The following is a 13,438-nucleotide window of genomic DNA, read 5'->3' as shown; positions in this document are numbered from 1 at the left end:
GTGGGCGCCCGACGCGCCACGGGGTGCCGACCGGAGGGAGGCGGGGCCCCGTGATGCGCGGCGGAAGCGACCGGGCACCCGCGCGCTGCGTGTCGTGTGCGTCGGGGGTGCGCCTGGCGGCCCGAAGGGTCGCCCTTGAACAAGTAAGGAAAGTTGGCACAACCCATCCCGATACCGAAACCCGACCAGATAGTTACAAATAGTAACGCATCGTGAAGGGGATCAATGGGGAAGTGTGCGGGGAAGCGGCCGGACCTCGGGGAAGTTCCCCTACCTGCTTCCCTGCCCTGCTTCCCCTGGCTCACCTGCGGAAACGCCCGTTGGGGAAGCTCCGGCCCGCTTCCCCAGCCACCCCCACAACCGCCCTGGAGCGTCCTTCCGGCTTCGCCTCAGGTCACCGCAAGCCGGTAGGAGAGTATGGATCGATGACCGGCCATGACGATGTCTGCGGTCTCAACCGGCTTGTCGCCCACGCGGTAGGTGCGCTTCATCGCAAGGACGGAGACACCCGGTGGTAGTTCGAGCGCCTTGCCTTCGTCGGCCGTCGGTAGCCGCGAAACGATCTCTTCTTCCACCGAGTCGATCCGCTGGCCAATCAGGTCAAAACGGGCCACAACGCCGATTGCTGCGCCTTCCTCGGGAAGCTCGATCGGCGTGCCTGCCGTGAGGGCTGCGGGCTCCCATGAGACGGCCGTTTGAATCGGGGTTCCGTCGTAGCGGTAGAGGTACCGCGTCACGATCACGGGTTCACCGGGCTGGATGGCGAGCCGTTCGGCAACTTGCTCGTCTGCCGTCTCACGCGTCGTCTGGTGATCCCAGGACGCTCGTCCGCCCGATGCTGCGGCGGATCGGGCGAATGGCGACGTCGACTCCGTAGAGCCCGGCGGGCGTCGCCGGTAGAAGTCGGTGGTGATGCGTCGGACCGATGGCCGGGTCTGGACGAAGGTTCCGTGCTGGCCTCGGGTCTCAACAAGCCCTTCCGCCTGAAGTTGAGCGATCGCGCGACGGATCGTCTCCTGAGCGGCATTGAACGTCCGGGCAAGTTCGCGGTGTGGGGGAAGCCGGCTACCCGGCGGGTACTCCCCCGCTTCGATCTTGTCTCGCAGCGATGCCGCGATCCGGGTATACGGCGGGCGGCTTGGCGCGGACATGCCCTAGAGCATATCCGCCAGCCATCGCAAAGATCTTGAACATGCCCTAGGGCACGTCTAGACATGCCTTAAGACATCTGGTACCGTTGAGTGGTGCCGAGGCGGGAGGCAACCCGTCTCAGCGGAGACAAGAGCCCGGGACTTCGGACATAAAGAAGGCCCGGGTGGGAGGCAACCCACCACGGGCCAGACGCACCAATGACGATGCTCTTCGAGCATACCGCGTCTGACCGTGCGGTCGCCTTCCGCGTCTTAACTGGTGTGTCCCTGCGGGGACGCGAGTGGAGCGGAGTTCACACGATGACGGTTCGTACGCATGCCTCACCTGTGATCGACCGGTCGGTTTCCATGCCGTTCGATGACATCGACTACCCGCCGGTGACCGTGCTCCGGGCGATGGTCCCGCTCTCGTTTGACGAGATGGTTGCGGCGGTGAGCATGCTTTCGATGTGCACTCCGGAAGACCTCGACATGCTCGCCGCACTGCGTGAAGAGGTTGACTTTCTGATCGTCTTTTACGGTATTAGTAAGGTGCGGGACGCTGCGGAAAATCTTCAGCGGACGCCTGCGACCGGCCGGAAAGCGGTGTGGGTGGAATGGGTGCGGGATCGCGTCGCACGGATGATCGCTCATGAGGAGCGGACGTCAAACCTGCCGACATCGGGCCGTGTGACCGTTCCGGCCGTCGCGTCGACGGTCGCCTGAGACGGGGGCCTGGTCGTGTCTCGTACCCGCTCGCAGTCCACTCGCCACGCGTCCGCTCTCCGTTCGCGCAGAAGGAACACCGCTCCCGCTTCGGTCGCGGCGACGGGGAACTCATCTGTCTCTGGTGTGTCATGGCCGTGCGAGTCCACCGGGGACGGCGGTTTCGTGGACGAGTGCGGCGCCGTCTACTACCTCGCAAAGGAACGGAGCTACCACCGTCACGAGTGATGGGCTGCCCGGGGCCGCACGGGATGTGCTCGCGTCTGCCTGGCTGCCGGGGATGGGGGACGCTGCCCGCTCCGCCCTCGCCCCCGGTCCCTGTCCGTGGTCGGGAACGTCCGCACGTCTTGGCCCGTTATGATGGCTGCTGTCCGGCTCCTCGCTGGCGCCCAAGCTGCGCCGGTGGGGGTTGCGCACGTAAGCGGACGGGTGGTCCTCATCGGGGCTCATGGCGGCTCTCGGGGATGCGGTGCCCGGGGCGTGCGCGGGGGCCTACAACACGGACGGGCTACCCGGGATACGGGTATGGGCTCGGCGTAGGTACCGCCAGACGTCACCTTTCCTGTGCGCTGACGTCCGGGGTGTCTGCATGTCTGCTGAGCATTCGTATGTCGTGACCACACGGTTTCCACCGTCCCATAGTTCGACGCTGGTGGTTTTCCTCGTCGGGCGGGCAAGCTTGCCTCTACCGGGGGTTCTCCCGCCCATGCCCCACCGACATCATCAACCACCCTGCCAAGCTCGGCATGGGTGGGGGGTTCCCCGGTAGCCCTCCGGGTGCCCGTCCGACGAGGAAAACCACCACCCAACCACCCCCACCACCCAAGGCGAACCTATGTTCGAACCCCTTCCTCGGAGGAAGGGCCGGGGTGTGGGGCAGCGCCCCACGGTCTTTTTCACCACCGGTTTTCTACCGGCTTTCCGTCGACATCCCACCGGGAACCCACCGGTTTTGTTGGCTGCTTTCCCCCACCATTCCACGCTTGCATTGTCCCTGCCTGCCGCGTGCCCGTGAAAGGAGGAACACCGCATGTCGGTGCTGGACTCGGACTATTTCCGGTCGCTGGCTCCCCGGGTCGCGGACGGCTCCGCGTCGGCGTTCCTCACCCAACTGGACCGGGTCGCGGGCTGCACAAACCCGGTGCGCCTGACCGGCCGGGTTGATCAGATCGACACCGCCTCCGGGGAGATCCGCCGGACGTTCGACACCACCGACCTGCCGGACGGGGTGATCCTGGTGCCGTGCGGGAACCGGCGGGCGTCGGTGTGCCCGTCCTGCTCCTACCTGTACGCCGGGGACGCCTGGCAGATCGTCCATGCCGGGATGGTCGGCGGTGCCGGGGTACCGGAGTCGGTGGCGACCCACCCGGGCCTGTTCGTCACAGTGACCGCGCCGTCATTCGGGCCGGTGCACTCCCGGGCCAAGCACGGTCCGCCCCAGGTCTGCCGGCGACGCCGGGGACGCTGCCCACACGGGATCGCCTCGGGCTGCTGGCGAGTGCACGCCGAGGGTGACCCGCTGCTCGGGCAGGCGCTGTGCCCAGACTGTCACGACGACGCGGGTCTGATCGTGTGGAATCGGACCGCGGGCCGGCTGTGGAAACGCACCGTGGACCTGGCCTACCGGCGGATGGCCCACATGGAGGGGATCTCCGAACGGCAGTGCCGGCAGGCGGTCCGGATCTCCTATGTGAAGGTCGCGGAAGGTCAGGCACGCGGCGCGGTGCACTATCACGCGCTGCTGCGTCTCGACGACGCCACCACCCCGGACGGGACGTGGGCGCCTCCGCCCGCCTGGGCGTCGGGGAAGCTGCTCGCGCACTGCTGGCGCTGGGCGGTCACCCACGCCGAACAACCCTGCCCGGACCCGCACGCTGCCGACCTGCCCACGGACGCTGACGCGCTGTCCGCGCTCGTCGACGGGGGCCCCCTCGGCGAGGAGCACCGTCCGGACCCGGTCGACCCGTTCCCGGCGATGACGTACGCCCGCTGGGGGGAACAGTGCGACACCCGGCATGTGCGGGTCGAGGGCGGGGACCTTACTCCGCTCGCGGTCGGGAACTACCTCGCCAAATACATCACGAAAAGTGTGGTGGATTCCGGCGCACTCGATCGCCGGTTCCGTGACACCGACGACCTACACGCCCGACTGCCGTTCCTCACCCCGCATCACGCCCGACTGGCGCATGCCGCGTGGCGGTTGGGCAGGGTTCCGGAGTTGGCTGATCTGAATCTGCGGAAGTGGGCGCACCAATTCGGGTTCAACGGGCATTGGCTGAGCAAATCCCGGCGGTATTCGACCACGTTCACCGCACGGCGAACCGCACGGCGGGTCTGGGCGCGCACCCACACCCCCACCGGGGGAGAACGCATCCCGCTGGATGCCTGGGGCCGACCCGAGGATGACGACCAGGTCGTCACCGTCACCGACTGGCGCTACCAGGGGTCGGGTTACAAAACCCCCAGTGACACATGGCTGGCCCTGCAAGCCGCAGACCAGGCCCGGTCGCGAAGGGAAGCCGTTCGTCGTCCCGGGTCCGAATCCTCGATGGAAAGGGAGTGTGCAGCGTGAGTGCCGATAACAAGGTCGTGCGGCTGACGTACACGGTGGAAGAGGTCGCGGCCCTGCTCGGGGTGAGCCGTGGTGTTGCCTACACCATGGCGCGTACGGGGGAGATTCCCGCGGTACGGGCCGGGGAACGACGCTGGATCATCCCCCGGGCGCGGTTCGAAGCGTGGCTGTCCGGGCGAGAGGCTGCCTGATGGGCCATGTTGTGAAAACTCCGGCCGGCACGTGGCGCGCGAACTGGCGTGACCCGTCGGGCCGGCAACGCGCGAAAACGTTCCGCACCAAAAAGGACGCGAACGTGTTCCTGTCCGGGGTGGAAACGGAAAAGGCACGGGGCACCTACCTCGACCCGTCCGCGGGCAAGGTGCTGTTCCGGGACCATGCGCGACGCTGGCAGGAAAGCCGGCAGGTGGAACTGACCACGGCGGCGGCCGGTGTCTCGAGGCTGCGTTGTCATCTGCTGCCACAGTGGGGAGAGTGGCCGTTGAACAAGATTGGTTTTCTCGACGTTCAGGCGTGGGTCACACGGCTTGCCGCGAAACTGTCGCCACAGACCGTGGCGTCGTGCCACGGCATCCTGTTCTCGATCATGAAGGCGGCGGTTCGTGCGCGGCTGATCCCGGTCAACCCCTGCGAAGGGGTGCGGCTGCCTCCGCGACGCAAGCGGGCCACAGCCGAGACTGTGATCACACGGGCGGAGTTGACGGGCAAGCTGCTCCCGGAGCTCCCGGAACGCTACCGGGCGTTGGTGCTCCTCGCGGCGTACACCGGGCTACGGTGGGGGGAGTGCGTCGGCCTGCGCTGGACTCGGGTTGATCTGACTGCCGCCGAACTCACTGTGGTCGAAACCGCGGTCGAGGTCTCCGGGAAGATCAGTGTCAAGCCCTACCCGAAAACGGAAGCGGGCCGGCGGACGGTGCCGATCCCTCCCCTCCTCGTGGCCTACCTCCGCCGGCACCGTGAGATCGTCCCACCCGCGCCGGATGATCTCGTGTTCCCGGACACGGTCGGACATCCCCTCCGGCGCTCGAACTTCCGGCGGTACGTGTGGGTACCGGCCCGGGGGAAGGCGGGGCTACCGACGTCGCTGACCTTCCACGCTCTTCGGCACTGCTACGCCACATGGTTGATCTCTGAAGGGGTGCCGGTCAACGTCGTGCAAGTCGCGCTCGGACACGAGCATGCGAGTACGACCCTGAACCGGTACACCCACCGACCGAAGGACTATCATGATCGGCTTCGGGCAGCCCTGACCGACCCTGCTGACGATCCGCTGACTGAGGACAGCCCGTGAAGATCGACGATCAGCCAAAGTGCCTGGTGGAGACGAGGGGACTTGAACCCCTAACCCCTGCCTTGCAAAGGCAGTGCTCTGCCAATTGAGCTACGCCCCCGGAGACGACCCAACCAAGAGTACGACACCGGGGCTCCGGTGGGCCGGAGTGTGACTCTGCGGCGGCCGAGTCGGCCGCGTACGACGCGGGGGCTCCAGAGCCGGGACGCGGGAGGCCCGCCGTCGCGCAGGGGCGGATCGCGATCCCTCTCCGTGCATCACGACTCCGGACGCGACCGGTGTTGTCGCGATCCGCCGGACAGCATTACCTGATTCACTGTAAGTTAGGTTAGGCAAACTTAATGAAGTCAGTCACAGGGACGGGCTGCGAAGGAGTACACAACAGGCTGTACGCAACGGAACACGAAGAGATGCACAACCTTGACACCGACGAATTATTCCGAGTATAGGTAAGCCTAACTTAACTAATAATCATGACATGGTGCTCCGCCTGAGCGTCCTCGGACGAGGTACGTCTGGTCAGCGCCGACGCGGTCACATGACTGGAAGGGCAGCCGTGGTAGGACGTCTGCACGAGCGGGCCGGAGAACTGACAGAACTCGGTGTCCACGACGTGATCGGGATCGGGTTCGGGCCTTCCAACCTCGCCCTGGCGATCGCCGTCGAGGAGCACAACGCCCAGGTGGAGCCCTCTGCGGCGCTGCGGGTCACCTTCCTGGAACGCCAGAAACGCTTTGGCTGGCATCGGGGAATGCTGCTCGACGGCGCCACCATGCAGGTGTCCTACCTGAAGGATCTCGTCACCCTGCGCAACCCGGCGAGCGATTTCAGCTTTGTGTCCTACCTGCACGGCCAGGACCGGCTGGTGGACTTCATCAACCACAAGACAATGTTCCCGTTGCGGTACGAGTTCCACGACTACCTGGAGTGGGCGGCGGGCCGCCTCGACCATTTCGTGGAGTACGACTCGGAAGTCGTCGACCTACGGCCGGTCACCCACGGCAGCGAGATCGCCTTCATCGACGTGGTGAGCCGGCGCGGCGGGGACCCCGAGCGGACCGAGGTGCGCCGCGCCCGCAACGTCGTCATCGCGGCCGGTCTGGAACCTCGCGCACCGGACGGGTTCGAGATCACCGAGCGGGTCTGGCACAACCACGACCTGCTCTACCGCGTCAACGCCATACCGTCGACACCGCGGGAGCGGTTCCTCGTCGTCGGCGCCGGCCAGAGCGCGGCCGAGGTGACCGAATACCTCCACTCCAACTTCCCGCGGGCCGCGGTGCACACGGTGTTCGCCCGCTACGGCTTCAGCCCCGCCGACGACAGCTCGTTCGCCAACCAGATCTTCGACCCGACCGCGGTCGACGACTTCTTCCACGCGTCCGACGAGGTCCGGGCGATGCTGCTCGACTACCACCGGGGGGCCAACTACTCGGTGGTCGACACCGACCTCATCGACGAGCTGTACCGCCGCCTCTACCAGGAGAAGGTGCGCGGCGCCGAGCGGCTGCACATGGTGCGGGCGTCCCGGGTCATCGACCTGGATGACGTCCCGGACGGCGTCCGGGCGACCATCGAGTTCCTCCCCACCGGCCGGCGCCAGACCCTCGACGTGGACGTGGTGGTGCTGGCCACCGGCTACCGTCCCCGCGACCCGTGGCGTCTGCTCGGCGGTATGGCGGCGGTGTGCGACGTCGACGACACCGGCCGGCTGCGGGTGCGGCGCGACTACCGGCTGGTCACCTCGGCGGGGACCACGGCCGGCATCTACGTTCCGGGCGCCACCGAGTACGCGCACGGCATCTCCTCCACGCTGCTGTCGAACGTCGCCGTCCGAGCCGGGGAACTCCTGCGCTCCGCCCTCGATCATGCTGACGACCAGGTCGACGACCAGGTCTATGACCGTGGTGACGATCGCGCCGACGGCGCGTCGGCCGCGGACGGGGTGACCGCCGACGCACCGGCCCTGGCGCTGGGCTGACCAGACGCCGGTACGGCTGACCAGGCCGGTACGGCCGCGGCGACGGCACGGACGAGCCATCCGGTCACCGTCAAGGGATGATCGGCCGCAGTCGGAGGACGACGAGCAACGGACCGGAGGACACGGGTGCATACTGGCGGGCCGTCGGGACGGGACGTCCTCATCAGCTCGATCATCAGCCAGTGGCGTCGGATCGCTGTGGGTTCGGTGATGGTCGCGGGGCATCAGATCGGGGAGGCCCTGGTCCCGGTCCTGATCGGGATCATCATCGATCGGGCCGTGTCGACCGGATCCACCGGCGACATTCTCCGCTGGCTCGCCGTCCTCGCGGTCACGTTCGCCGGCCTTTCGTTCTGCTACCGCTTCGGCGCGCGGTTCGGGGAACGTGCCGCCGAACGCTCCGCGCACAACCTGCGCATCCAGCTCACCCGCCGTGTCCTGGACCCGCGGGCGGGCGCGGAAACCGGTCGCCTGTCCGGGGCACTGGTGAGCATCGCCACGGGGGACGCCCAGCGGGTCGGCATCGTGAGCGCGGCGCTGCCCGCGTCGATCGCGGCCGTCACCGGCCTGTTGGTCGGCGCGGTCGCGCTGCTCACGGTCTCCGTCCCGCTCGGTCTGCTGGTGCTGTTCGGCGCGCCGTTCCTGCTGTGGGGGACGCACCTGCTCGGCCGGCCGCTGGAACGCCGCAGCGACACCGAGCAGGAACGCGCCGCGCACGCCTCGGGCGTCGCCGCCGACCTCGTCGCCGGGCTGCGGGTACTCAAGGGCATCGGCGCCGAGCCGGCCGCCATCGCCCGCTACCGGCGTACCAGCCAGGACTCCCTGCAGGCGACCCTGCGGGCGGCCAGCGCGAAGGCCTGGCACGACGGCGGCGTCCTCGCGCTGACGGGCATCTTCATCGCGCTGGTCGCGCTGGTCGCGGGCCGGCTCGCGGCCGAGGGCGACATCTCGATCGGTGATCTGATCGCCGCGGTCGGGCTCGCCCAGTTCCTGCTCGGACCGCTATCGATCTTCGCCTGGGTGAACGCGGAGTTCGCCCAGGGCCGGGCGTCCGCCGGCCGCATCGCCTCGGTGCTGGCGGCGCCCCCGGCGGTCGGAGCCGGGACGAGGAGCCTTCCCGGGTCGGTGCGGGGCCAGGTCCGCTTCCAGGACGTGACCTACGGGCCGCTGCGAGGCCTGACGTTCACCGCCGCCCCCGGCGAACTGCTGGGGATTGTCGTGGCCGATCCGGCGGCGGCCACCGCCGTCCTGCGGTGTCTGGGACGCGAGGCGGATCCGGACAGCGGTTCGGTCGAACTCGACGGGATGCCGCTGTCCGAGGTGTACCCGGCGGCGGTCCGCGCCGCGGTCCTGGTGGCCGCGCACGACGCGGAGCTGTTCGAGGGAACCCTGATCGAGAACGTCGTGGTGCCCACACCCCACGGTGGCCCGGCCGAAGATGAGCCCGCCGGACGTCAGCCTGTTGCTGTCGGGGGTGGTCTCACCGGGCATGGCCCCGGAAACGGCCCGGCCGCGGTCGGCATCGGTGCCAGGAGCCCGGTCGGTGCCGGGATCTCGGTCGGTGCCGGGATCTCGGTCGGTGCCGATGCCGGTGGCGTGGTGGAGGCCCGTACCGGAGGTGTGGTTGGACGGGCGCTGGTGGCGGCGGGGGCCGACGAGGTCGCGAGCAGCCTCCCGAACGGTGTCGACGAAATACTTGCTGAACGTGGACGGTCACTGTCGGGCGGGCAGCGGCAACGTATCGCGCTCGCCCGCGCACTCGCCGTCGACTCCCCCGTGCTGGCCGTGCACGACCCCACCACGGCGGTGGACGCGGTCACCGAGGCGCGGATCGCGGCCGGTATACGCGACATCCGCCGCGGCCAGACCACCATCCTGATCACGACGAGCCCGGCACTGCTCGCGGCGACCGACCGCGTGGTGGTCATCGACGGGGGCACGGTGATCGCCGATGGCACCCATGGCGAACTCGTCCACGGCCACGCGGACTACCGGGCAACCGTGCTCACATGACGATCACCGTCCTTCTGATGACCACCGTCCCCACGACGAACAGCGCTGTCCACACAGCGGTCGCTATCCCCACGACGACCGCTTTCCTTACGGTGAGCGCTGTCCATATTGCGGACAGTGCCCACCTGGTGAGCACCTTCCCCACAGCGAGCAGTGTCCACACTGCGGACAGTGTCCATCCGATGGTCACCATCCGTATGGAGAACGCCACCCATGCGGTAGGCGCTGTTCGCGGGACGGACGCCGTCAACACGGTAAGCGCCGTCCACGGGACGAGCGGTGTCCACACAGTGGGCAGCGTCCGCACGGCGGACGGTGTTCATATGGCGGATGGTGTCCATGTGATGACAAGTGTCCGCACGAGAACTGACGCGCAGGCCAGATGGGTGGCCCTGAGTACTCGTTCTGACACGATGACCACGCGGGAGAACCGACGATGACCAGCCCCGAGGCGTCCGCGGCCAGGCCCGAAGCGTCCGTGAGCAGGCCTGAGGTCTCCGCGCGGACGGACGACAGCCGGGAACTGCTGCCCACCGCGACCAGCGCGCGCATCCGTGCCGCGGTTGGCGGGCTGCTGCGTGAGCGGCGGGCGCTGACCATCGCCGCGTTCGGTGTGCTGGCCCTGTCAACGGTGGTCGGCCTGTTCACCGCGCCACTGCTCGGCCACATCGTCGACCTCGTGGCCGACGGCCGGTCGACCGACGCGATCATCACTCCGGTCGTGTTGCTCGTGGTCGTCGCGGCCGCGCAGGGCGTGCTGACCGCTGTCGGGGTCACCCTCGTCGCCCGGCTCGGCGAAGGCGTGCTGGCCGTCCTGCGCGAACGCTTCGTGGCGCGCGCGCTCACCCTGCCGCTGGAACAGGTGGAACGCGCCGGCACCGGCGACCTGACCTCACGCGTGACCAACGATGTCACGCGGATCACCGAAGCGGTCCGCGGAGCGCTGCCGGAGATGGCCCACGCCGCTCTGACCATCGGGTTCACCCTGGTGGGGCTCGCGGTCCTCGACTGGCGTTTCACGCTCGCGGCCCTGTTCGCCGCGCCCGTCCAGTTCCAGGCGGTCCGCTGGTACGCCGGGAGCAGCATTCCCCTCTACGCCAGGCAACGTATCGCCGCCGGCGCCCAGCAGCAGCAGCTCCTCGACACCATCGGCGGTGCGGCCACCGTCCGGGCGTTCCGCCGCGACGACGAACACATCGGCCGGGTCACCCGACGCTCCTGGACCACCGTCGACCTGGCCCTGCGGGGAATCCACCTGATCACGCGGTTCTACGCCCGGCTGAACCTCGCCGAGTTCATCGGTCTCGCCGCCGTCCTCACGGTCGGCTTCCTGCTGGTACGCAACGGATCGGTGACAATCGGCACGGCGACCGCGGCGGCACTGTACTTCCACAACCTGTTCAACCCGATCAACGTGGCGCTGGCGCTCGTCGACGAGGCCCAGGCCGCGACCGCGAGCCTGGCCCGGATGGTGGGCGTCGCCGACATCCCGACGACGCCGGAACCGCACCGACCCGCCCAGCCAACGTGTCAGCCAGTGCGCCGGCCAACGTGTTGACCAGCACGTCGAATGCCGCGCCGGCCGACGCGTCGGGCACCGTGTCGTCCGTGGTCTCGGCCGCCACCGCAGTCACCACGCCGGTCAGGGGGTCGGTCAGCAGGCCGGTCGCCGCGCCGGTGGACGCCTCGGTCAGAGCCGCCGGTATCGGCCACGCCTACCGGCCCGGTCACGAGGTGCTGCGTGACGTCGACCTCGACATCGAGCCGGGCGAACGGGTCGCGCTCGTCGGCGCCAGCGGCGCGGGCAAGACGACCCTGGCCAGGCTCATCGCGGGCATCCACCACCCCACCAGCGGGTCGATCGCGCTCGGCGGCGTGGGGCTGGACGAACTCGGCCCGGCCGCGGTCCGCCGGACAGTCGTCCTGATCTCCCAGGACGTGCACGTCTTCGCCGGTCCACTCGCCGACGACCTGCGCCTGGCCCGCCCGGACGCCAGCGACGACGAACTGCTCGCGGCGCTCGACCGCGTCGGCGCGGCCGGGTGGGCGAAGGCGCTGCCCGAGGGGCTGGCCACCGTGGTGGGGGAGGGCGGGCACCGACTGACCGTCACGCAGGCCCAGCAGCTCGCGCTCGCCCGCCTGGTCCTCACCGATCCGCCGGTGGCGATCCTCGACGAGGCCACCGCGGACGCCGGCAGCGCCGGTGCCCGCATCCTGGAGGCCGCCGCCGAGCAGGCGCTGGCGGGCCGGACCGGGCTGGTCGTCGCGCACCGTCTCACCCAGTCGGCCGGCGCGGACCTCGTCGTCGTCCTGGACGACGGGCGGATCGTCGAAACCGGTACGCACGACGAGCTCATCGCCGTCGGCGGACGCTACGCCGCCCTGTGGGAGGCATGGTCCGACACCCGCACGCCGCAGGACGCCCCTGCCAGCCAGTAGAACACCCGGCAAAGAAAAGATCGCCGGTTGTTTGTCGTTACGTACGCCCACCGGCCCGAAAAGCGTACAGAACGACAAACAACCGGCGATCATGCTCTGTACGGGCGGGCTCGGATGCCGCCGAGGTCGTTGGTGCCGGCGCCGGAGTTGGCGCCGGCTGGGGTGGCGGTAGGTCAGTCGCGGGTGGCGGCTTCCATTGCCTCGATCAGGCTCTTGGGGCGCATATCCGTCCAGTATGTCTCGATGTAGTCCAGGCACTCCTGGCGCGGGCCCGGCCCGTGCTCGACCGTCCAGCCGGCCGGGACGTCGATGAAGTCCGGCCACAGACTGTACTGCCCCTCGGCGTTGACCAGGACGGTGTAGACGCCGTCGGGATCCTCGAACGGGTTGGTCATGGGTATCCCCCTTCTCCGGTTCCGCTGTTCTGCTGTTCTGCTGTTCTGCTGTTCTCCTGGGCCCGGTTCTCCCGACCGGTTCTCCCGACCGGTTCTCCCGGGGCCCTGCCGAAACTCAGTTCTCAATCACAGTCAGTTCTCGATCACGGTCGGCGGGAATCATCATGGGCCACGCCATTGCCCACAATATTGCCACGGCTTCTTTCAGGATTTTCCGATATCGCTCCTGGCCGCCGCGGGTTTTGCCGGTGCCTGGTTTTCCTGACGACCGCCGGACGCGCGGCGGAAATCGTGATCATGCGCGCTCCGGCCGGCCGGTGGCGTGGGTCACCAGCGCGTCCAGGGCCTGGAACCAGGTCTCGGCCAGCTCGCGGACGGCGTCCTCAGCCAGCACACCGGACGGCCAGGACCAGAACACAGCCAGCTCCGGCCCGCCCGGACGGTCCTCGGTCAGCGAATTCACCACCAGGCAGTGCCCCTCCGGCATGTCCCCGTCGGCGTCGAGGTCCACCGCGTCCGACTCGGCGGCGTAGGACCAGTCCGTCGCCTCCGGGACGCCGAACCTGCCCATGTAGTTGAACTCGATCCGCGGGGTGCCCAGCCGCGCCAGCTCCGGCCCCGTCCGCGGGTTGAGATGGCGCAGCAGCCCGTAGCCGATTCCGCCGGACGGCAGGCCGGCCAGATGCTCCCGGACGCGCTCAAGCGCCTGCCCGGCGGCCGGCCCGCCGGCCAGCGCCTCGGCCAGATCAACCGGGCCGGGGTCCAGGCAGACCGGGATGACGCTGGTGAACCAGCCCACAGTGCGGGAGAGGTCCACGTCCCCGGCGAACTCCTCCTCCCGGCCGTGCCCCTCGAGGTCCACCAGGACCGCGTTGCCGACGCTGTCCGTGT

General features: G+C 68.7%; 10 protein-coding genes, 1 tRNA gene and 1 pseudogene. 7 read left to right on the top strand and 5 right to left on the bottom strand.

The window, feature by feature from the left end:
• Positions 1-389 precede the first annotated feature (389 nt).
• Positions 390-1,151: a GntR family transcriptional regulator gene (locus tag FSYMDG_RS00260; RefSeq protein ID WP_013871637.1), complete on the bottom strand. Its 762-nt coding sequence runs from the start codon at positions 1,149-1,151 to the stop codon at positions 390-392.
• A gap of 300 nt (positions 1,152-1,451) precedes the next feature.
• Here FSYMDG_RS00260 and FSYMDG_RS00255 point away from each other — a divergent pair, with 300 nt between their 5' ends.
• The 4 genes from FSYMDG_RS00255 (at position 1,452) to FSYMDG_RS00240 (ending at position 5,719) form a co-directional block, all read left to right on the top strand.
• Complete coding sequence (locus tag FSYMDG_RS00255; protein ID WP_131771964.1) at positions 1,452-1,856, top strand: hypothetical protein; 405 nt, start codon at positions 1,452-1,454, stop codon at positions 1,854-1,856.
• Positions 1,857-2,886: 1,030 nt separating this feature from the next.
• Entirely contained in the window at positions 2,887-4,428 is a 1,542-nt protein-coding gene (locus FSYMDG_RS00250) for a replication initiator (RefSeq protein ID WP_013871635.1), read from the top strand.
• On the top strand, positions 4,425-4,619 hold the full coding sequence (locus FSYMDG_RS00245) for a helix-turn-helix domain-containing protein (RefSeq protein WP_013871634.1): 195 nt from the start codon (positions 4,425-4,427) through the stop codon (positions 4,617-4,619). The genes FSYMDG_RS00250 and FSYMDG_RS00245 overlap by 4 nt, the downstream gene beginning before the upstream one ends.
• Positions 4,620-4,723: 104 nt before the next feature.
• Positions 4,724-5,719: a tyrosine-type recombinase/integrase gene (locus FSYMDG_RS00240; protein ID WP_202797653.1), complete on the top strand. Its 996-nt coding sequence runs from the start codon at positions 4,724-4,726 to the stop codon at positions 5,717-5,719.
• A gap of 24 nt (positions 5,720-5,743) precedes the next feature.
• On the opposite strand, the gene FSYMDG_RS00235 is transcribed toward FSYMDG_RS00240, so the two are convergent.
• A tRNA-Ala gene (locus tag FSYMDG_RS00235) sits at positions 5,744-5,819 on the bottom strand.
• A 456-nt stretch (positions 5,820-6,275) separates the two neighbouring features.
• Here FSYMDG_RS00235 and FSYMDG_RS00230 point away from each other — a divergent pair.
• Together FSYMDG_RS00230 and FSYMDG_RS00225 are read left to right on the top strand one after the other, a co-directional pair.
• Positions 6,276-7,700: a lysine N(6)-hydroxylase/L-ornithine N(5)-oxygenase family protein gene (locus tag FSYMDG_RS00230; protein ID WP_013871632.1), complete on the top strand. Its 1,425-nt coding sequence runs from the start codon at positions 6,276-6,278 to the stop codon at positions 7,698-7,700.
• A gap of 126 nt (positions 7,701-7,826) precedes the next feature.
• Entirely contained in the window at positions 7,827-9,713 is a 1,887-nt protein-coding gene (locus tag FSYMDG_RS00225) for an ABC transporter ATP-binding protein (protein WP_013871631.1), read from the top strand.
• Here FSYMDG_RS00225 and FSYMDG_RS25510 read toward each other — a convergent pair.
• Entirely contained in the window at positions 9,706-10,020 is a 315-nt protein-coding gene (locus FSYMDG_RS25510; protein WP_131796139.1) for a hypothetical protein, read from the bottom strand. The two genes, FSYMDG_RS00225 and FSYMDG_RS25510, sit on opposite strands and share 8 nt — an antisense overlap.
• Positions 10,021-10,149: 129 nt before the next feature.
• Here FSYMDG_RS25510 and FSYMDG_RS23655 point away from each other — a divergent pair.
• Positions 10,150-12,152, top strand: a pseudogene (locus tag FSYMDG_RS23655) (ABC transporter ATP-binding protein).
• A gap of 173 nt (positions 12,153-12,325) precedes the next feature.
• Here FSYMDG_RS23655 and FSYMDG_RS00205 read toward each other — a convergent pair.
• Together FSYMDG_RS00205 and FSYMDG_RS27655 are read right to left on the bottom strand one after the other, a co-directional pair.
• Positions 12,326-12,547, bottom strand: coding sequence for an MbtH family protein (locus FSYMDG_RS00205; protein WP_013871629.1), 222 nt, complete (start codon positions 12,545-12,547; stop codon positions 12,326-12,328).
• 295 nt (positions 12,548-12,842) lie between these two features.
• Positions 12,843-13,364, bottom strand: coding sequence for a hypothetical protein (locus tag FSYMDG_RS27655; RefSeq protein ID WP_237702923.1), 522 nt, complete (start codon positions 13,362-13,364; stop codon positions 12,843-12,845).
• Positions 13,365-13,438 lie beyond the last annotated feature (74 nt).

This window comes from Candidatus Protofrankia datiscae (assembly GCF_000177615.2).
GTDB classification, from domain to species: Bacteria; Actinomycetota; Actinomycetes; order Frankiales; family Frankiaceae; genus Protofrankia; species Protofrankia coriariae.
This window is presented reverse-complemented; position numbering and strand designations above follow the sequence as displayed.